The sequence below is a fragment of the Thermoanaerobacterium sp. R66 genome, from assembly GCF_028895185.1.
In the GTDB taxonomy this organism is placed as follows: domain Bacteria; phylum Bacillota; class Thermoanaerobacteria; order Thermoanaerobacterales; family Thermoanaerobacteraceae; genus Thermoanaerobacterium.
This window is the reverse complement of sequence record NZ_JAEUWW010000001.1, coordinates 402,485-422,244: the sequence shown is the minus strand read 5'-3', so window position 1 is coordinate 422,244 and position 19,760 is coordinate 402,485. Positions and strand designations below refer to the sequence as shown.

Here is a 19,760-nt window from a genome sequence, read left to right as displayed (position 1 = left end):
ATATTTACCTCCTAATACATTTCTTCTTTAAATAATATTCTTTGCAATAGTGTTAAAAGCAAAATAATTAGAAATAGTACAAAAGCCATAGCTGATGCGTAACCCATGTTAAAATCTTTAAACCCTGTTTTATATATGTCAAGAACCACCGTCATCGTCGCATCAAGAGGTCCTCCACTTCCTCCTGACACAACGTACGCCTGATCAAAAATTTGAAAAGTGCCTATCAATGAGACTACAAGGTTAAAGAATACAACGTGTCTCAACAATGGAAGAGTTATATTTACAAATCTTTGAAATTTATTTGCGCCATCTACTTCTGCCGCCTCATACAATTCTGCAGGAATGTCTTGAAGCCCTGCCAAGAATATTACCATATAGTTTCCAACTGATGACCAAATAGCCATCATCATGATTGACGGCAAAGCAAAATTGACATTGTTAAACCATGCTTGACCATGTATACCGATTTTTGACAAGATTATATTGACCAATCCATCTGCTTTAAATAAATACAAAAAAATAACTGACACAGCAACTGTCGATGTCACAGTAGGTATATAATACGCAACTCTAAAAAAGGTTTTTCCTTTAATGTCTGAATCAACGACTAATGCAAGGATTAATGCTATAAATAATTGCGTAGGTACCACAAACAATGAATATATCGTTGTATTAAGCAAAGCCCTTTTAAATGTTTGATCATTTAACAATCCTATATAATTTTTAAACCCTATCCAGTGGCTTGATAAAGGATTTAAGTATGAAAAATTTTTAAAGCTTATTATAAATGCATAAATTAATGGTCCAATAATAAATACAGAAATAGAAATAACAAAAGGCATCATAAAGGCATATCCCGAAATAGCTTCGTTTATATATCTTTTCTTTGAAATTGAATGAGCTTTCATACTGAGACTCTTCCTTTCAATCCATTAATTGCAAAAAATCAAACATCAAAATCTTTATGCAGCACCATTAAGGTGCTGCATAGCATCATTGTCCAAGCTGCTTCTGTGCATTATCAAGTGCTTCTTGAGCATTATTTGCCTGCTTCATTATAAGCGAATCTGAAGCTTTATTTGCTGCATCAGATACTTTTGTACCAAGAAGTCCAAACTGCCATGGGTATGAATAAGCTGCGCCATCGATAAATGCCACTCTATCTGGATATTTTGCTCTAAATCCTTCTTCCATAGACTTCCTTGATGGAAGGGCAAGACCTGAATCAACCACAAATTGTTGCCCTTCTTTTCCAGTTAAAAACTCCAATAATTTAAATGCATCATCTTTATTTTTGCTGTTTTTATTCATTACATAAGCAACAGTAAAAGCTAATGTTGCCTTTTGTTTGCCTCCAGGAAGCTCAGCTATTCCGTAATTGAGGTTTGGATCTTTATCCTTTAAAAATGGTATCATCCATCCTCCTTCAATGGCCATTGCAGCTTTTTTAGCAGCAAATACATCGCCATTCCACCCTCCACCTAAATTCTGTGGTGTATCCGCCACTTTATCTTTAGTAATAAGCCCTGTGTAAAAGTCAAGTGCTTGAGCATTTTCTGGAAGATTTAAAGTTACCTTTCCATCTTTATATACTGAGCCACCATTTTGAAGCATAAAAGCTTCGAACCTTGCAAGATCTGACGACAAAACCAAGCCTTTTACCCCATTCTTGGTCAATTTTTGAGCATCTGCTTTTAATTCATCCCATGTCTTTGGAGGTTCACTTATACCTGCAGCATTAAACATGTCTTTATTATAGAAAAGCGCTAATGTGTTATAATCCTTTGGAAGACCATATGTTTTTCCTTCCCACTGAAATGCTGAAAGCAACGATGGTTCGAAATCATTTACATCTACGTTGTACTTTTTGATATAATCATCTAATGGTTCTAAAACACCTGACGACATAAGCTGCGGCGCCGGCATGCTATCAAGATAGAAAATGTCCGGAGCTACATTCGCAGCAATTTCTGTTTGCAATTTTTGCATGTAATCGCCTACTATTGTTTCAATTTGCACATTAATATTAGGATATTTTTGCTTAAACGCAGCTAACTGATCATTTACAATTTTTGTTTCAGCAGGTGAAGAAGACCACATGCCAAGTTTTAAAGTTACAGGTTTTGCAGTGTCTTGTTTTTGAACAGAGCTAGTTTCATTATTGCTGCTATTGGAAGCAGTGTTTTGCTTTGTCGAGCATCCGGAAAGCAATGCGGCTATCAAAAGTATTGTAACGACAAAAATGCTTATAAATTTTTTACCCATTTTATTTTCTCCTCTCTTGATAAATTATGATTTTAAGCAAACTAAATATTCACCAATTTAAAGTAATCCTGAATCCCCCCTTATTCACAGTTATTTATCTTTATAGGCAAAGCAGCAATTTCTGCTTATGCCTATTGCACATCTAATTAACTTCAATATCTTTTCCTTTTATTTTTACTTTTACCTTTCTTCCGTTGCCTTCAAGAAGTTTTACATCTACATTATCTTTATAAATATTGATTTGAAGCAGATTGCCTTTCCAATAGACTTGATATGATAATTTATTCCATTTTTCTGGCAACCATGGATTGATATTCAAAACGCCCTCTTTATCAATGTTCAAACCGCCAAATCCAAATACAGCAACCTGCCATGTGCCTCCGGCAGAAGCGGCATGGAGACCCTCTTTTGTGTTGCCTTGATTATCTACAAGGTCCACATTAGCACTCCTTATAAATGAATAATACGCGTTCTTATAATCACCAACTTTTAAACCCATGATAGAATACATACTTGGACCTAACGAAGATTTATGCATCGTCCTCTTTTGATAGTATTCATAGTTTATCCTTTTCGTCTCATAGTCAAATTCTTCACCTAATAAGAGCATAAGCATCACTACATCAGCCTGTTTTACAAGTTGCGTGTCATTTAATTTTGTGACATCTACGTCATCAGGCCATATCGGCATATTATTCTCATCAAACTTATCTATTACGTAATCTTTTCTCTTGAAATAGCCTTCAAACTGCTCTAAGATCTTTTTTTCTCTATCAAACGGTATATAAATTTTAGAAATAATACCTTTCCAGTTTTTCAGTTCATCTTCTGTTAAACAAATCTTAGATGACAACATTTCATATGTTGATGGATAGTCCTTTTTCAAAATTTCAACGAATTCAATTGCTTTTTGAATATTCCACCTCGCAAGATAATTAGTATATGAATTATTATTTACATGCTCGTGAAACTCATCAGGGCCAATCACATCATTTATTTCATACCTATCTAACGAATCATTGTACTCGCATCTTGATACCCAAAACCTGGCAGTTTCTAATATCATTTCTATCCCGTATTCAAGCATAAAATCTATATCATCTGTGGCTCTGTAGTACTCAAAAACAGCGAAAGCAATATCGGCAGTTATGTGGTATTCTATATCTCCAGTCCATATCCTTACAGGATTGCCTTTATAATCAACACCCCATTGTGGTGTCTCTTCATTTCCTGTGTCAGCAGATTCCCATGGATATTGAGCCCCTTTATATCCATTTCGTATGGCATTTTGTCTTGCCGCATCCAAAAGATTGTATCTATACATAAGAAGTGTTTTAGCTGCTTTTGGATACACGTATATAAAAAATGGAAGCATAAATATTTCTGTATCCCAAAAAACATGGCCTTTGTATCCTTCCCCGTGGAGAGCTTTTGCTGCAATGCTTACCCTATGGTCACTTTCGTTAACAGAGCTCATCAGATGAAATACATTGAACCTCAAAGCCTTATCTGCCTCATTATCACCATCTATCTTAATGTCCGCAACATTCCAAAGCTTTTCGTATATTTCAATGTGCTTTAGAAGTTCATTATCTATACCCTCTGAAGCAAAATTGTAAACATCTTTCTCAACTTTGCTTTTAATCTTTTCCTTTGCTATATCCCTTGATGTGTAAATTGAAACAAATTTGTCTACTTCGACAGTTTTATTTTCAGCCACATCAAACTCATAGTATTCTGAAGATATTTCACCTAACGGAGCAAATCTTTTATGCTTTACAATATTATCTCCATCATCGCTGCGATAAATTTTTACATAGAAGCCTGTTCCAATTCTTGCATCATCATCTCTTGTGGCTGTTTCAAGATAACAACCACCATTGACAAAGTCAGTATTTTCAACAACACGTAAATGTTTTGTTTTATGTGCTGGATTTTCTTTTGAATTTAACACAGATCCATCAATTATGCTTTCTACAGCAATGGTACCACTATAATTCACAGGTGTTATAAATAGCTTTATAGCAGCACGATGAACGTTATGTTTGCTTAAAAATCTGTACCCTTCTATATGGGTAATCATTCCAGAATCATCTTTTAATGTAATGCCTCTAAACAGGATTCCATGTTTCATATCTAAAATTCTGATAAAATCTAAGATTTCACATTTATCAGGATTTAAATTTTTTCCATTAACATATATCTTTATGCCAACCCAATTTTGTACATTGACCAATTCCCTTACTTGAGCTTCTGACTTATCAAAAATTCCAGCAATAAAGTTACCTGGGCACTCATCATCAGCGCCTTCTTCAAAACTTCCTCTTACTCCCATATATCCATTTGCAAGAGTAAAATTTGTTTCATACCTTTGATTTAATTTTTTGTCATATCGGTCCTGCGAAATAAGCCATTTATCATCGCTTAACAACTTATTTATATCGTCAATAAATGTGTATCTAGTCACACGTATACCTCCTGCCAAATAATGTATCCGAAACGTTTTGGTGACTTCCTAAAAAAATTATATTTTTTTTGCAGATTGCCGAATAACAAGCCTATGGGGTACTACGATATGTTTTGGTTTTTCACCTTTTATTATCGACACAAGATGTCTGGCCGCCATATAACCTATTTTATAATTTTCCTGCCTTATTGTTGTCAAACCTGGAGTTATCAGTGATGATAATTCAATGTCGTCAAAACCAACTATAGATATATCGTCAGGAACACGCATGCCAAGATCTTGTGCAGCCTTTAATGAACCTATAGCCATCAAATCTGAAGCGTGAAAAACTGCAGTGATTTCTGGATTTTCAAAAATCATCTTTCTGAAACAATTATATCCTCCATCTTGAGTAAAATCATCAAAAACAACATATTCGTCTTTATAAGGAATATTGTTTTTGTAAAGCGCTTTTTTATATCCTTCCAACCTTTCAAAACTCACTGCAGCATCATTATGCCCGTTTATAAAACCGATATTCTTATGCCCCAATTTTACTAAATAGCTTGTTGCCTCAAAAGCAGCTTGCACATTATCTGAACTGACATAGCCTACTTTATCATTTAATATAGGAATATCTATCAACACAGTTGGAATATCTGTGTTTTTTATCTCCTCTATATACGGATCGCTTAATTTTAAACCCTCCACAATAGCGCCATCAACTTTCCTGTCATTGCATAATTTTTCATAAGGCGTCACATCTTGTGAAGCCGGATCAACCGTATACAATATAAGGTCGTATTTATCTTTTCTTAAACCCGCCTTTATACCTGCCAATATCTCCAGAAAAAACGGATGGTACGCACCTGGTTTAATAAGTTCTGAAACAACCAGACCTACTGTGTGAGTCTTATTGGTCACTAATCCTCTTGCAATAGAATTAGGAGAGTAGTTTAACTCCTCAGCTATTTTCTTGATTTTTTCTCTTGTTTCTTCACTTACATCCGGATATCCGTTTAAAGCTCTGGAAACCGTAGTTACAGAAACACCTGCGTATTTTGCAATATCTTTTATAGTAACTGCCATTACATATCCACCTTTTCCAAAACGTTTTGGTTTAATTTTATTGTATACCATTTCTTTTTATATGTCAAGTGAACGTGACTTAAATTTTTTAATACAATTCCAATTGTCAAAAGCAATTATTTACCTTTCGACAATTGAAATATTTGTTTTTTCAATTCTCTCTCATCGATACTGCCATCTGCAATGCGTCAACAGGTTTGAAATTGTAATTTATATAGTATACACTTGATTCTTTTGTCCAGTAAATGTTAGTTGTAGTTTTATTTTTAGATACATTTACAACAATCAAGCCTTTGTTTAGCGGAACAGGTAAATTGTAATTTTGTAAATATTTTACCATCTGCTTTGCCAAATCGATCTGAGGCTTGTCAGGTGAATTAACTTCAACAGTCCATCTGCCCTCTCTCCATTGTACGCTGTACTTACCTTTCCCTTGATAAACCTCTCCCCATATAAAATCTTTATAATCAAGCTTTTGACTCTGTTTATCGACTATAAAACCATTATTCTGCCGAATCGCATTTACATAATTTTCCGCATCAATATCTGAGGCGAAAAGAAAACCTCCAAAATCGCCCAAAATATCGTTAGCATCAATATTGGCCGAATCTATCTTAGTATTTTTTAAATCATATGTTTTATCAGATATAATCAAATCAACATTGTAGCTATCGTTAAACTTCCCCATTTCAGGCACAGCAGTTACATACATATTTTTTTTATCCTCTGGCAAAGGCACAACCGTAGGAGCATAAATCTTAATTATTGCATTGCTTTCAATGTCCTTTAAAGCATCTATGATAATCGGATTTACATATTCAATATTTTTTTGATTATTGTCCTTTCTTATAGGATACTGCTGCTGCCACGTTTGCCCCCCATCAAGTGTGTTTAATATTAGCCCATTGCCATTTTTCGTCGATGCAATCCAACCATTGTAAGTATCTACGAACGTCATTGGAATAGGCCCTTCAATTATGCTTTCTAAGTCAAATTGCGGAACAGGATAACTGCTCCACGTATTTCCGCCATCGGTAGTTCTCGATATCAAAATCTTGTCACTGTCATTTTTCGGATTTAGCCCAATGGCAAAAGCAGTTTCTTTATCAACAATATCTATCGAGCTTAAATATGAACCTAAAAAATTATTGGTTTTATGACTACCGTAAAAACTACTAAAATTTTTTTCTTCAGCCAAAGCAGTCCAATTTTTCCCACCATCTGAAGTTTTTAAGACTAAATATGGCTGTTCCTCTGCCGATGTCCATTTTCCTCTATAAACGGCCCATATATTGTTTACATCTAATGCATAGATCTCTACGGTCCATTGTCCTTGCAAATATGGATTGTAAACAAAATTCCACGAAATTCCACCATCTCTTGTATAATATATACTATTATTGTACGATGCAAATCCATGGTATTGATCGACAAAATCATAGGAATCAATTTTTATTTTAGTGTTTATACTTTCCCACGTCTGTCCTCCGTCGTTAGTAATATAAAGTTTACCTTCGTGGGTACCATAGCCTCTATCCACCGTTACAAACTTTATGTTTTCAATATTCACATTCATTTTAGGCAATTCAATCCACGTCTTACCACCATCTGTAGTCTTCAAAATAGATCTGTCAGATGATATGGCCCAACCATAAATAGAATTGGCAAAATCAAATCCTATTATATTAAAAGAGCCCGTATGTTCAACTGTCCAGTTTTTACCTCCATCATTTGTAGACAAAATAATTCCTTGTCCACCAGCCCATCCATCTTTTCCATTTATAAAGTAAATCGCCTGAAGACCAAATTTGGGCGCATTGTTTAGATTATAGCTAAATTCAACATTTCTATTGATTTTATACGTAGTATCGTTAATGCCATTTTCCTGATTTTTGTTTATGCCACAACCAGTCAAGAAAAATATTAATATTACAAATAGCACTGCAAATCTATACGATAATCGCCACATAGTCGTGACTCCCCTTTTTATCTTTCTAAATAAATTTTAGCAGACATTTAAAAGGATTTTATAAAAAAATTATTAAATTTTAATGCCGTACGGGCATACCCTAATACATATTCCGCAAACAGACCCTCGTCCTATGTGTTTAAAATTTTTGTTCATGTACTCACTGCATGCATGTGCATCAACAATTTCCTTTCTATCCATTCCAACTTTCCACAATCTGCCGTGCAGTGCCATTGCTGGACAACTTGTTACGCACAAATTGCAATCACCGCATCTGCTTTCAGTAACAGGAATACCTGGATTTAAATTAAAATCAGTCAATACCGTGCCTAACCTTACTCTTGGCCCATATTTTTCAGTGACCAAAAGTCCATTTTTCCCGATCCATCCCAATCCAGCCATTGTTGCAGCAGTTTTATGCTGAAATAACCCTCTGTACTCTCCAAGTTCTTTTATGGACTGAGATGCAGGCACAGCCAATGCATTGTAGCCCCATTCCTCCAGCAAAAGCACAGTTTTTAATGTGATTTGGTCTATCAATGTATTCACAGAACGGTAGTGATGAAAATACGTATAAGTTGGTTTATCATCAATTTCATTAATTATCCTATCCGACAATTTTATTAAAACAGTTATACCATATTTTAAATCTTGCAAACTTTCAGGAAGCACATCACCAAGATAAGAGAATCCAACATCCGATGCACCCCATTCTTTAATTTTTTCTAAAATAATCATTTGTTTGTCCATTCACATCACCTTTTTAGTTTTATTCCAAAATAATTTTAACATATTGTTGTTAAGTAAAAAAAGAATAAATCATATATTTTTACGCAAAATTAGATATGGGAATAATTTTGAGGAGGTAAAAACATGGCAAGAGGAAGTTGGAATGATAAACCAAAAGTAGTGCCTGAAGCACATCAAGCACTGGATAATTTAAAATACGAAGTAGCAAAAGAATTAGGTTTGCCCGTAAAACAAGGATCTGAAGATTATTGGGGCACACTTACATCTCGCGATTGCGGTGCTGTCGGAGGACATATGCTAAAAAGAATGGTACACTACGCTGAATCCGCCATGTCAAATGGTGTTAGCATAAGCGGCGAAAAGACGACAAAAATTGGAAATGGTGCAGCAGGCAGTGAAGCAGAATACATGAACAAATGATGCTTTGGAGAGTATTTAAAATACTCTCTTTTTTTAATATATATTTTGTGGTAGAATATAAATAGCATACAACATGTTGTGAGAGGTGTGAAAGTTGAGTTATGAGATTCAAGAATTAGCAGAAAACAAATTGATAATTTTGTACATTTTAAATAGAATAGATATGCCTATTACAGGTGAACAGATAAACAGAATAATTTCTGATAACAACCTTATGAATTATTTCTATCTTCAGCAATACCTAAACGAATTAGAAGAAAGCAATTTTGTAGATCTTAGGGAAAATAAATACGTATTAACTGAGTTTGGTTTAAATGCATTAAAGTTATTCTTTAAGCACATTCAGGAAGAAACTAGAAAAAAAATAGATGAATACATAGTTATAAATAAGGAAAAATTCAGACAAGAATCACAGTATGTAGCCACATATTATAAGAAGTCTGACAGAGAATACATCGCAAATTTACAAGTTGTAGAAAACGACATTGTCCTTATAGAGATAAATCTAAATTTAGTCAATGCACAACAAGCAAAGATCGTTTGTGATAACTGGAAGCAAAAATCAAATGACGTATATAATTATATTGTAAAAGCCCTTACGCCTCAAAAATGAGACCATCGGGCTCTTTTCCAACTTCTATCTTTCTTTCAATTTTGAGATTTTCTATATCTACTAAAATCAACTTATTTTCACCAGAAATTGTTATTAATGCATGATTCTTAAATACCCTTACATAAACCGGCATATAACCACAAAAAAGTTCTGTACGTTTTTTTGTATGCAAATCAATTTTCATCAAGGTATTAGAGCATGAATTTACAACAAGTATATACTTTTTGAAAAATGCAACAGATATTGGTAATTTCCCACATTTAATATCATCGGCAAATGTATCATTAATTATGTCATATACGGATATTGAACCATCAAGTCCCGTCTCTAAATATGAGTTTGCCACGAATAAAAATTTTTCATCGTCTGATAAGCACATTCCAAATGGCTTTGACTTAACAGACAATGTTTTTTCTACATGTAGATCAATTGGATCTATCAATGAAATTGAATCAGAATTTGTATTTGATACAAAAATTTTATTATGCTTTTCGCTATATACTATAGATTGTGGCTGAAATCCCACATTAACCTGCTCTACTATCTTACCTACCATTATGTCAAATACGCTCAGGCAATCTGCATCACCATTTAAAACATATATACGATTATTTAAAATCATACCATCGTTGGGAGAAGGTCCAATATATACAGTATCATGCAATCGAAAGTCATCAATGCCAATAATACTCATCGAATCATCAAACACATTTAGAGAATAAAGTTCTTTTCTTCTGCTATCAATAAGCAATCTATGGGGTCCTTTTTGCGGTATGTGGAATTTATCACTCTTATAAATAAAATCATCATTAATCAATTTAAGAAATGACTTTGTGTGATTGTCGCTTATATAGCTTATGGTGTCATCACCTTTGTTGGCAACGAATATTTTCAATGTTCATCCCCCCATGCATATGCTAATTTATAATATGCACAGAAGGCATTAATGTCACAAAAATGGTCGGGGCAACAGGATTTGAACCTGCGACCTCACGGTCCCGAACCGCGCGCGCTACCTCTGCGCCATGCCCCGACGCATCTACAATTTTATCATAAACAAATTATTATATCAAGTACAATTTAAGAATTCGAATTCTCATCTTATCAAATATCTATGATCTTTTTATATAAGTCCTTTATATCGTACTTTATATGTTCGTCTCTGGCAATTCTCAAAAGCCTTAAGTATTCTTCCCTTGCAAAATCATATTTTAATTGTGCAAGCTTTGTTTTAAGGTAGTTGTCTTTTTCCACCCTTTCAAGGTATAATTCGCTTTCTTTAAGCCTCTTTAGTGCATTGTCTATCTCCTGTAAAAGATCTGCACTATTATATTCCATACAACCACCTTCTAGAGACTGTAGTTTTTTATATTATATTATAGTCTTTATTATTTTATTACCTTTTTTAAATATGTTCTGACATGCCCTATCATATAAAGTGAACCGCAAAAAAGTATCAAATCTTTTTCACCGGCTTTTTTCAATGCTTCATTAATAGCATCATCTATGCTTTCAAAATATAATGGATTCACGTCTTTGATTTTTTCAGCTAATTCTTCTGCCGTATAAGCTCTGTCGCTTACAGGTTTTGTCGTTATCACAATATCTGCCAGAGGCACTATTAACTTAAGCATTTTGTCTGTGTCTTTGTCCTTCAACATGCCAATGACAAGCACCAATCTTTCATAAGAAAACAGATTTAAAGCTTCTTTTAATACCGACATTCCTTGAGGATTGTGGGCACCGTCTATCACGATAAATGGGCATCTGCTTAATACTTCGATTCTGCCAGGCCATCTTGTATCAGCAAGCCCTACTCTTATAGCATCTTCACTTATAGTTATACCTTGAGATCTAAGTTTTTCTACAGCCATTAAAGCCAATGAAGCATTGTAAATCTGGTGTTTGCCAATTATACATATCTTAAGATTTTTATAATCTCTGTAATTAAAAATCTGATATTCGCTGTTGGACTCTATTATTTCGACATCATCGATATCTAAAATATCCAAAGACGCTTTTTTAAGGTTTGCCACTCTTTCAATCACTTGCAATGCTTCATTTTTTTGGTAAAAGCTTACTACAATCCCATTTTCTTTTATTATTCCAGCTTTCTCATAGGCTATCTTTTCTAAAGTATCTCCTAATTTGTCCATATGGTCATAATCTATTGTCGAAATCACAGAAACCAAAGAATTGTCAATGACATTAGTCGCATCAAAGCGTCCACCTAATCCTACTTCCAGCACCACAAAATCGACATTTTCATCGCGAAAATACTTAAATGCAATTGCAGTAATCAATTCAAATTCTGTCGGATGATGATACCCGTCAGCCAACAGCCTGTCAACAACATCTTTTACATATTCAACGTAATCTGTCAATTTATCCTTTGGAATATTTTCATTGTTTATCCTCATTCTTTCTTCAAATTCTTCCAAATATGGAGAGGTGTAAAGTCCTACTTTATATCCAGCATTGATTAAGATGCTATTTATAAAGGCACATATAGAACCCTTTCCATTTGTACCTGCTACATGAATAAATTTAAGATTTTTTTGAGGATTTCCCATATATTCAAGAAGACGCCTTATGTTATCAAGCCCTAATTTTATGCCAAATTTATTAGTGTTGTGAATGTATTCTATTGCATCACTGTATTTCACATTATCATCCTCCGAAATTCAAAACCCCAGACAAGACATCAATTGTCTGGGGATGTTTTATAAAAATAATCCCATCATTATTTCATCTACGTATTCATTCCCGATTTTAAATTGTTTCTTTCTGCGTCCTTCTTCTTCAAAGCCGTATTTCTGATATAGATGGATGGCATTGGCATTAGAGCTAAATACACTTAAACACAGCTTTGAATAACTTCTCTTTTTGGCCCAATCAATAGCGTATTCAAATAGCTTCGAACCAATGCCTATATTCCTGTATTTAGCATCTACGCTTATGCCAATCTCACCTACGTGTTGAACTTTAGAAGATCTGCCGCCATAATATCTAAAAAGCGTAAGGCAACCAACTATTTGTCCACCATAATCAGCAACCAAAATCAAGTCTTTCCCACGATCAAGCCGCTTTATCATCTGTCTTTCCTCTTCTTCCGTCCATCCCGGCTCTTCTGAGACCATGTATATCTTCTCTTTTCCAACACTCTCGATTAGTTTCACTATTCCTTTGGCATCTTTGATATTTGCTTCTCGTATTGTTAAAGTCGGACTTTTTTCTATCCTTTTGAATAGTGTAAACACCATATTACCTCCTTTAGAGGCATCAAAATCATTTCATCAAATACTCAATACGCTCATCAAGATTTTTAAGCATTTCACTGTATTTTTCGTACTTTTCTCTTTCAGCGTCTACAACATGCTTTGGTGCCTTACCTATAAACTTTTCATTTTTAAGCATACCTTCAGCTCTCTTTATCTCGCTTAAAACTCTCTCTCTTTCAGATCTAAGCCTTTCTATCTCGTCTTTTATATCGATTAAATCTTCAAGAGGCATTACGACTAATGCGCCTTCAATTGACCCTGACATGGCTTTTTGAGGCAACATATCTTTATCTTTAATATACATCACTTCGCTGGCACCAGCAAGTTTAGTAATATAATTCTCTCCATCTTTAAATATTTTTATAACATCCTCTTTGTCTGTATTGATTATAACCCTCGCCTTTTTTGACGGTGTTACAGAAGCCTCTGCCCTTAGATTTCTTATTGTCTTTATTGCGTCCATTATTAATATAACATCTTTTGCCTCTTTTTCAAAGATCAAATCTTCTCTGTATTCAGGCCATTTGCTAAGCATAATCGTATCGCCTTCATGTGGTATATTTTTAAATATCTCTTCTGTTATAAACGGCATAAAAGGATGCAACAATCTCAATGTATTATCAAGCACATATCTTAATACAGACTTCGTTATCTTCTTTGCTTCCAAATCATCGCCATAAAGGACAGGTTTGCTAAGCTCTATATACCAATCGCAGAACTCACTCCAGAGAAAATCGTACAATTTTCCGGCGGCTATCCCTAATTCGTACTTCTCCAAGTTTTCTGTTACTTCTTTTATTACATCATTCAGCCTTGTTAAAATCCATTTGTCAGCAATGTTGAGATTTTCCAAGTAAAGCGTCGTATCGTCACTTGTAAGGTTAAGCATCACATACCTTGATGCATTCCAAAGCTTGTTGGCAAAATTTCTACTGGCTTCCACTTTATCATCGCTAAATCTCATATCGTTTCCTGGAGCATTGCCAGTTATAAGCGTAAATCTCAACGTATCAGCACCGTACTTGTCTATTATTTCCAGAGGATCAATGCCATTACCTAAAGATTTGCTCATTTTCCTTCCTTGCGAATCCCTTACAAGGCCGTGTATCAAAACTCGTCTGAAAGGCACCTCTTTCATGAATTCTAAGCTCATGAAAATCATCCTGGCCACCCAGAAGAATATTATGTCATATCCAGTCACCAGCACATCGGTTGGGAAGAAGTATTTTAAGTCTTCAGTATCATCAGGCCAACCCATAGTTGAGAAAGGCCATAATGCTGAACTAAACCATGTATCAAGCACGTCTTCATCTTGATGTATGTTTTTGCTACCGCATTTTTCGCAACATACAGGATCGTTTTTAGAAACATTCACATGCCCACAATCATCGCAATACCATGCAGGTATCCTATGACCCCACCACAGCTGCCTTGATATGCACCAATCCTTGATGTTTTCCAACCAATTAAAATATATCTTTTCAAATCTTTCAGGTATGAATTCTATTTTCCCTGTCCTTACAGCTTCAAGTGCTGGCTTTGCAAGTGGTTCCATCTTGACAAACCACTGCTTCGATAAAAATGGCTCAACCGTTGTGTGGCATCTATAACAATGGCCTACACTATGATTTAGATCTTCTATCTTTACCAAAAGTCCCATATCTTTTAGCTTTTCGACTATCTTCTTTCGCGCCTCATATCTATCCAGTCCAGAGTATTCTCCACCATTTTCATTTATCGATGCGTCTTCATTCATTATATTTATGAAATCAAGGCCATGTCTCATTCCTATTTCAAAATCATTTGGATCATGCGCAGGAGTAACTTTTACAGCTCCTGTTCCAAATGTAGGATCTACGTAATCATCCCCTACGACCGGAATTTCCCTCTCAACAATTGGCAGTATAAGAACTTTGCCTATAAACTGTTTGTACCTTTCATCATTCGGATTGACAGCTACCGCCACATCTCCTAACATTGTCTCAGGCCTTGTAGTAGCTATTGTTATGTATCCCTCTTCACCTTTTACAGGATACTTTATGTACCAAAGATGTCCTGACTCATCTTCATGCTCTACTTCCGCATCTGACAATGCAGTTTTGCAACTGGGGCACCAGTTTATTATTCTGTCGCCACGATAAATAAGACCTTTCTCGTAAAGGGAAACAAAGACTTCTCTTACGGCTTTCGACAGCGCTTCATCCATTGTAAACCTCTTTCTCGTCCAATCGCATGAAGAGCCTAATTTTTTAAGCTGATCTAAAATCCTGTTTTCATACTTTTCCTTCCATTGCCATGCTCTCTCTAAAAATATTTCTCTCCCTATATCTCTTTTGGTAAGCCCTGTTTCTTCTCTGATTTGGTCGAGAACTTTAACTTCTGTAGCGATGCTGGCATGGTCTGAGCCTGGTATCCATAAAGTGACAAAGCCCTGCATTCTTTTCCACCTGATTATTATGTCCTGCATCGTATTGTCTAAAGCGTGACCCATGTGCAATTGCCCTGTGATATTTGGAGGTGGTATTACAATAGTAAATGGCTTCTTGTTTAAATCAATCTTTGGCGTAAAATAACCTTTTTCCATCCATTCTTTGTATATTCTATCCTCAAATTCTTTAGGATTGTACGTCTTAGAAATTTCCATCTTTATCTCCTTTCGATTTTATGTTTTGATAAAATAAAAAAACCTTTCCCAAAAGGGCGAAGGTTTTCCGCGGTACCACCTTATTTTATAACTTAAGCTGTATCGGGCATACCCGTTTAAGCCTACTTATGTTTCAGCCTACTTGCTCCAGTGCTACCTTCAATGTACTCAACAATAAGGAAACCTTTCAGCCTTGGGAATCCATCTCTTTTATCTGGTACACTTACTCCTCACTATCATAGCAAAATATTTTATTAATATTAATATATACATTAACTTACAAATTGTCAATATCACTTATTTGTCAACCATATCAAAATATTTAGTTGACAAATAAGTGCCGTATTTTGTATAATACAGATAAATTACGTTGGAGGTGAATCTTTTGAACTACCATTTAAAAAAATTGACATTATCATCTATGTTTGCATCAATCACTGTAGTACTAAGCTTCATAAGCATACCACTTCCTTTTTCGCCTGTGCCAATAACAGGTCAAACACTGGCATTAATGTTGTCTGGAAGCCTTTTGGACCCAATAACAGCTTTTTTAAGCATGGCTATCTATCTTGCACTCGGTGCAATAGGAATACCTGTTTTTGCAGGATTTCACGGTGGTATAGGAATACTCTTAGGTCCGACAGGTGGATATTTATTGGCTATGCCAATCGCATCATTTGTCACATCTACAATATTAAAAACTGAAAAGATAAACTTTTTAAAGCTGATTATTTCTAATATAATCGGTGGCATAGTGATAGTCTATCTTTTGGGAGTTCTGCAATTAAGCATTGTAGCACAATTAAATTTAAAAAAAGCAGTTCTATTAGGTGCACTGCCTTACATACCAGGTGATTTCATAAAAGTTTTACTATCTTCATACTTGGCGTTAAAATTGATGCCAATATTAAAAAAAACACATAAAAACTGAAAGGTAGCACTTTCAGTTTTTATGTGCCATCATATTGACGCAAAATCTTTAGAACATCCTGCACAGAAAGTCCTGTTTTTTCAGCTATTTTTTTTACATCATCTGACTCGATATGAGATTTTAAAAATTTGCCATTCAGATAACCCATTTTGACTCTTACATCTCCAAATGGAGTCCTAACGACTTTAAAATCTCTATCAAGAGCATATCTATCAACTTTATACTGCCTTAAGCCAAATGTAGATGTTTCTTCGAAAATTACTTTTCTTAAGTTCTCTAAATTTTCTTCCTTGCAAAGCACAGAAAGCATATTAGCAGGTCTTTGTTTTTTCATAAATATTGGAGTAATATAGACATCCAACGCTCCGTTTTTTAGAAGTCTATCAAATATGTACTGATAATACTCCGGACTCATGTCATCGATATTTGTCTCAAGGATATAAATGTTTTCTACTTTTTTTTTAGTTCTACAGTACCTACAATCGTCCTTAATACGTTTGGCACTTCAAAATCTTTATGTCCTGCGCCGTATCCTATAGATTCAAATTCACATTCCGGTATCGCTCCAAACTCATGAGCCAATGTTTTAGCTATTGCCGCACCTGTAGGCGTCACAAGCTCACCACATACTCCGTTGTCGTAGACAGGTATGCCTTTTAACAATTCTGCCGTAGCTGGTGCCGGAACAGGTATTAAGCCATGCTGGCTTTTCACAAACCCAGACCCTAAAGGCAGCTTCGAAAAGATGATTTTATCAGGTCTTATCATGTCTACAAGCACAGATGTCCCAACTATATCAATGATGGAATCTACTGCTCCTACTTCATGAAAGTGAACTTCATGAGGCGGCAAGCCATGGATTTTTCCCTCAGCATCTGCTAAATTGCGAAATATTTTAAGGCTCATCCCTTTTACATCATCATTTAGCAAACTGCCATTTATTATGTCCTCAATGTCCTTCATAGTCCTGTGATGGTGATGTCCTTCATCAAAGTCGACTTTAAAGGTATTTGCAGTTATCCCATTCTTCGTAGTTGTTCCAATTTTTAAGCTGTATCCGCTTAATGAAAGCTTATTAAGCTCCTCTTTAAATTTATCTACATCTATGCCATGTCCTAAAAGAGAGGAAATTGTCATATCGCCTGAAATTCCCGCAAAACAATCAAAGTACAAAAGCTTCATAATAGCACTCTCCTATCTTATTTATTAGACTTGCAGAATACGCTGCGCCAAACCCATTGTCAATGTTGACTACGCTGACACCACTGGAACATGAGTTAAGCATAGCGAGAAGCGCCGAAAGCCCGTGAAAATTAGCGCCATATCCAACACTTGTCGGCACTGCAATGATTGGACATGCAACAAGTCCGCCTACAACTGTAGGCAAAGCACCTTCCATACCTGCAATACATATTATGACTCTAAAGCTCCTTAGTTCATCAATTTTGCTTATCAATCTGTGTATTCCAGCCACACCTACATCATATATACGTTTTACGGAATTACCCATAAGTTCAGCAGTTACAGCCGCTTCTTCCGCCACAGGAAGATCTGATGTGCCTGCTGCAACAACTCCTATTACACCCTTTGTCTTTTTTACCTCATCTGTTCTAATTGATATTATCCTTGCTACATCGTAATAAACAGCTTTATCACATACTTGTCTTACTGCCTCAAAATGATCTAAAGATGCTCTTGTACCTAATACATTGCTGCCTTTTTCATACATTCTTACTGCTATTTCTCTCACTTGTTCAGGAGTTTTTCCTTCACAGTATATAACTTCAGGGTATCCACGCCTTACTTCTCTATTGTAATCTATCTTTGCAAAACCCAAATCCTCGTAAGGAAGTTTTTTTAATGCCTCAACGGCATCTTCCAGCTTAATCAAACCATTATCATATTTCTCAAGTACATCTTTTATGTAATTATCGTACATCATTTATCAGCTCCGCCACAGCTTCATTCATGCTTCCAGTTCTATATCCTTCAAGATCCAGTGCTACATATTTAAAGCCTATCTCTTTCAATTTTGAAACTACATTTTTTCTCACAGACTCATCCAGCATTATGTCAATCTGTCTTGGATCAAGCTCTATTCTGGCAATATCCCCATGATGTCTTACTCTAAAACCAACAAAGCCTAATTTTAAAAGATATTCTTCTGCTTTATCCACCATTGACAATTTTTCATCTGTTATTTCTTCTCCATAAGGAAAACGAGATGAAAGGCATGCATAAGCAGGTTTGTTCCATGTTGGAAGCCCTAAAATTTTAGACATCTCTCTTATATCGTTTTTTGTAAATCCACACTCTAATAAAGGGCTTTTCACGCCTAATTCCCTTGCAGCTCGTCTTCCTGGCCTGAAATCTCCTGTGTCATCATAATTTGTACCATCCAAAACATGCTCAATACCTTCTTCTTCTGCCACATTCTTTAACTTTGAAAATAGTTCACTTTTACAATAATAGCACCTGTCTATAGGATTTTTTGAAAATCCCTCTATCTCCAGCTCCTCAGACCTTATGACTCTATGCCTTATACCAATTTCTTTTGCCAATTCCTGCGCTTCTTTAAATTCTCTTTGCGGATATGTAGAAGATGTAGCAGTAATAGCTACACATCTATCCTTAAGCACATCATAACAGACTTTTGCAAGAAAAGTGCTATCAACTCCCCCTGAAAAAGCTACGACAGCACTTCCAAGTTTCTCTATGTACTTCTTTAAATTTTCGTATTTTTCTTCCAGTTTCATAGCCATACCCCCTCAAAAAAATATAACACAAAAAACTCGAAAAACAAAACTTTCGAATTAGATTTGTCTCATTGCTTTTTATTGTAAAGCCTAAATTCTATTGAATAAATAAAAAAGGCTACAAGTGCCAATAGCAAGGCTATTATCATAAGTGTAAGACCATAAGGCCAATCAAATATTGAAAAAATTATAGCTACATAAAAAAGAAGTGTTGCAGTTTTTCCAAATCTATTAGCAGGTATTGTAATATCTTTTCTTTTATACAAAATAAATGCACCTATTATCATTGTCACTTCTTTTATAATTACAATCAAAATAATGAAGAATGGTATTATTCCCTTGATCCAAAGGCTAAACAGAACAGTTATAATCATCAACTTATCCGCCAATGGATCCATCAATATACCTACTTTCGTTATCTGGTTGTAATGGCGAGCAATATACCCATCAAGCACATCAGTAAGTCCAGATATCAAGAATACTGCTGCGGCATAAATATTTCCATTGTATATGTAAAAAAAACTGTAAACAAAAACAGGTATAAGTACAAATCTAATCAACGTCAATGTATTCGGTATGTTCATAAAAGCACC

The 19,760-nt window shown here is 35.1% G+C and carries 19 protein-coding genes and 1 tRNA gene; 3 read left to right on the top strand and 17 right to left on the bottom strand.

The features are described from left to right. Positions 1-11: 11 nt before the first annotated feature. The 6 genes from JJQ93_RS01870 to JJQ93_RS01845 form a co-directional block, all read right to left on the bottom strand. The gene (locus JJQ93_RS01870) at positions 12-911 is read right to left on the bottom strand and encodes a carbohydrate ABC transporter permease (RefSeq protein WP_274892568.1); all 900 of its coding nucleotides are present in this window, start codon (positions 909-911) and stop codon (positions 12-14) included. 85 nt (positions 912-996) lie between these two features. Continuing rightward, positions 997-2,268 (bottom strand): ABC transporter substrate-binding protein, encoded by a 1,272-nt coding sequence (locus JJQ93_RS01865; protein WP_274892567.1) that lies wholly within the window; start codon positions 2,266-2,268, stop codon positions 997-999. A gap of 142 nt (positions 2,269-2,410) precedes the next feature. After that, positions 2,411-4,735: a kojibiose phosphorylase gene (locus JJQ93_RS01860; protein WP_274892566.1), complete on the bottom strand. Its 2,325-nt coding sequence runs from the start codon at positions 4,733-4,735 to the stop codon at positions 2,411-2,413. Positions 4,736-4,792: 57 nt separating this feature from the next. Then, the gene (locus JJQ93_RS01855; RefSeq protein WP_085112967.1) at positions 4,793-5,803 is read right to left on the bottom strand and encodes a LacI family DNA-binding transcriptional regulator; all 1,011 of its coding nucleotides are present in this window, start codon (positions 5,801-5,803) and stop codon (positions 4,793-4,795) included. 151 nt (positions 5,804-5,954) lie between these two features. Then, entirely contained in the window at positions 5,955-7,772 is a 1,818-nt protein-coding gene (locus JJQ93_RS01850) for a WD40/YVTN/BNR-like repeat-containing protein (protein WP_274892565.1), read from the bottom strand. Between the two features lie 72 nt (positions 7,773-7,844). Further along, entirely contained in the window at positions 7,845-8,522 is a 678-nt protein-coding gene (locus JJQ93_RS01845) for a 4Fe-4S double cluster binding domain-containing protein (protein WP_274892564.1), read from the bottom strand. A 123-nt stretch (positions 8,523-8,645) separates the two neighbouring features. Between JJQ93_RS01845 and JJQ93_RS01840 the strand changes: the two genes are divergently transcribed. Both JJQ93_RS01840 and JJQ93_RS01835 read left to right on the top strand, forming a co-directional pair. Continuing rightward, positions 8,646-8,942: an alpha/beta-type small acid-soluble spore protein gene (locus JJQ93_RS01840; RefSeq protein WP_085112970.1), complete on the top strand. Its 297-nt coding sequence runs from the start codon at positions 8,646-8,648 to the stop codon at positions 8,940-8,942. Positions 8,943-9,036: 94 nt separating this feature from the next. Beyond that, entirely contained in the window at positions 9,037-9,555 is a 519-nt protein-coding gene (locus JJQ93_RS01835) for a DUF4364 family protein (protein WP_274892563.1), read from the top strand. Here JJQ93_RS01835 and JJQ93_RS01830 read toward each other — a convergent pair. The 6 genes from JJQ93_RS01830 to JJQ93_RS01805 all read right to left on the bottom strand — a co-directional run bounded on the left by JJQ93_RS01830 (position 9,539) and on the right by JJQ93_RS01805 (position 15,480). Further along, positions 9,539-10,450, bottom strand: coding sequence for a YncE family protein (locus JJQ93_RS01830; protein WP_274892562.1), 912 nt, complete (start codon positions 10,448-10,450; stop codon positions 9,539-9,541). The two genes, JJQ93_RS01835 and JJQ93_RS01830, sit on opposite strands and share 17 nt — an antisense overlap. A gap of 63 nt (positions 10,451-10,513) precedes the next feature. Beyond that, positions 10,514-10,588, bottom strand: a tRNA-Pro gene (locus JJQ93_RS01825). Between the two features lie 71 nt (positions 10,589-10,659). After that, on the bottom strand, positions 10,660-10,893 hold the full coding sequence (locus JJQ93_RS01820) for a hypothetical protein (protein ID WP_013788445.1): 234 nt from the start codon (positions 10,891-10,893) through the stop codon (positions 10,660-10,662). Positions 10,894-10,943: 50 nt separating this feature from the next. Beyond that, complete coding sequence (locus JJQ93_RS01815) at positions 10,944-12,221, bottom strand: bifunctional folylpolyglutamate synthase/dihydrofolate synthase (protein ID WP_274892561.1); 1,278 nt, start codon at positions 12,219-12,221, stop codon at positions 10,944-10,946. 57 nt (positions 12,222-12,278) lie between these two features. Continuing rightward, positions 12,279-12,815 carry a GNAT family N-acetyltransferase gene (locus JJQ93_RS01810; protein WP_085112974.1) on the bottom strand — a complete coding sequence of 179 codons (537 nt, stop codon included), beginning with the start codon at positions 12,813-12,815 and terminating at the stop codon, positions 12,279-12,281. A 28-nt stretch (positions 12,816-12,843) separates the two neighbouring features. Continuing rightward, a complete protein-coding gene (locus tag JJQ93_RS01805; protein WP_274892560.1) occupies positions 12,844-15,480 on the bottom strand; it encodes a valine--tRNA ligase in 2,637 nt (878 codons plus the stop codon). A 385-nt stretch (positions 15,481-15,865) separates the two neighbouring features. Here JJQ93_RS01805 and JJQ93_RS01800 point away from each other — a divergent pair, with 385 nt between their 5' ends. After that, on the top strand, positions 15,866-16,411 hold the full coding sequence (locus JJQ93_RS01800) for a biotin transporter BioY (protein ID WP_274892559.1): 546 nt from the start codon (positions 15,866-15,868) through the stop codon (positions 16,409-16,411). A gap of 19 nt (positions 16,412-16,430) precedes the next feature. Here JJQ93_RS01800 and larC2 read toward each other — a convergent pair whose 3' ends face one another. The 5 genes from larC2 to JJQ93_RS01775 form a co-directional block, all read right to left on the bottom strand. Next, the gene (larC2, locus tag JJQ93_RS01795) at positions 16,431-16,826 is read right to left on the bottom strand and encodes a nickel pincer cofactor biosynthesis protein LarC2 (protein ID WP_274892558.1); all 396 of its coding nucleotides are present in this window, start codon (positions 16,824-16,826) and stop codon (positions 16,431-16,433) included. A gap of 35 nt (positions 16,827-16,861) precedes the next feature. After that, positions 16,862-17,593 (bottom strand): nickel pincer cofactor biosynthesis protein LarC, encoded by a 732-nt coding sequence (larC, locus tag JJQ93_RS01790; protein ID WP_274892557.1) that lies wholly within the window; start codon positions 17,591-17,593, stop codon positions 16,862-16,864. Continuing rightward, entirely contained in the window at positions 17,574-18,353 is a 780-nt protein-coding gene (larB, locus tag JJQ93_RS01785; RefSeq protein ID WP_503009904.1) for a nickel pincer cofactor biosynthesis protein LarB, read from the bottom strand. Before larB ends, larC begins: the two co-directional genes overlap by 20 nt. Further along, complete coding sequence (larE, locus tag JJQ93_RS01780) at positions 18,340-19,167, bottom strand: ATP-dependent sacrificial sulfur transferase LarE (protein WP_274892556.1); 828 nt, start codon at positions 19,165-19,167, stop codon at positions 18,340-18,342. The genes larB and larE overlap by 14 nt, the downstream gene beginning before the upstream one ends. A 68-nt stretch (positions 19,168-19,235) precedes the next feature. Then, positions 19,236-19,751, bottom strand: a complete 516-nt coding sequence (locus tag JJQ93_RS01775) for a CDP-alcohol phosphatidyltransferase family protein (protein WP_085112980.1) — start codon at positions 19,749-19,751, stop codon at positions 19,236-19,238. Positions 19,752-19,760: the final 9 nt, after the last annotated feature.

Coding starts and splice junctions, on each gene's coding strand:
- JJQ93_RS01850 (WP_274892565.1), bottom strand. CDS start 7,772: ATGTGGCGATTATCGTATAGATTTGCAGTGCTATTTGTAATATTAATA.
- JJQ93_RS01865 (WP_274892567.1), bottom strand. CDS start 2,268: ATGGGTAAAAAATTTATAAGCATTTTTGTCGTTACAATACTTTTGATA.
- larC (WP_274892557.1), bottom strand. CDS start 17,593: ATGAAGCTTTTGTACTTTGATTGTTTTGCGGGAATTTCAGGCGATATG.
- larE (WP_274892556.1), bottom strand. CDS start 19,167: ATGAAACTGGAAGAAAAATACGAAAATTTAAAGAAGTACATAGAGAAA.
- JJQ93_RS01805 (WP_274892560.1), bottom strand. CDS start 15,480: ATGGAAATTTCTAAGACGTACAATCCTAAAGAATTTGAGGATAGAATA.
- JJQ93_RS01845 (WP_274892564.1), bottom strand. CDS start 8,522: ATGGACAAACAAATGATTATTTTAGAAAAAATTAAAGAATGGGGTGCA.
- larB (WP_503009904.1), bottom strand. CDS start 18,353: ATGATGTACGATAATTACATAAAAGATGTACTTGAGAAATATGATAAT.
- JJQ93_RS01870 (WP_274892568.1), bottom strand. CDS start 911: ATGAAAGCTCATTCAATTTCAAAGAAAAGATATATAAACGAAGCTATT.
- JJQ93_RS01820 (WP_013788445.1), bottom strand. CDS start 10,893: ATGGAATATAATAGTGCAGATCTTTTACAGGAGATAGACAATGCACTA.
- larC2 (WP_274892558.1), bottom strand. CDS start 16,826: ATGAGTCCGGAGTATTATCAGTACATATTTGATAGACTTCTAAAAAAC.
- JJQ93_RS01775 (WP_085112980.1), bottom strand. CDS start 19,751: ATGAACATACCGAATACATTGACGTTGATTAGATTTGTACTTATACCT.
- JJQ93_RS01840 (WP_085112970.1), top strand. CDS start 8,646: ATGGCAAGAGGAAGTTGGAATGATAAACCAAAAGTAGTGCCTGAAGCA.
- JJQ93_RS01855 (WP_085112967.1), bottom strand. CDS start 5,803: ATGGCAGTTACTATAAAAGATATTGCAAAATACGCAGGTGTTTCTGTA.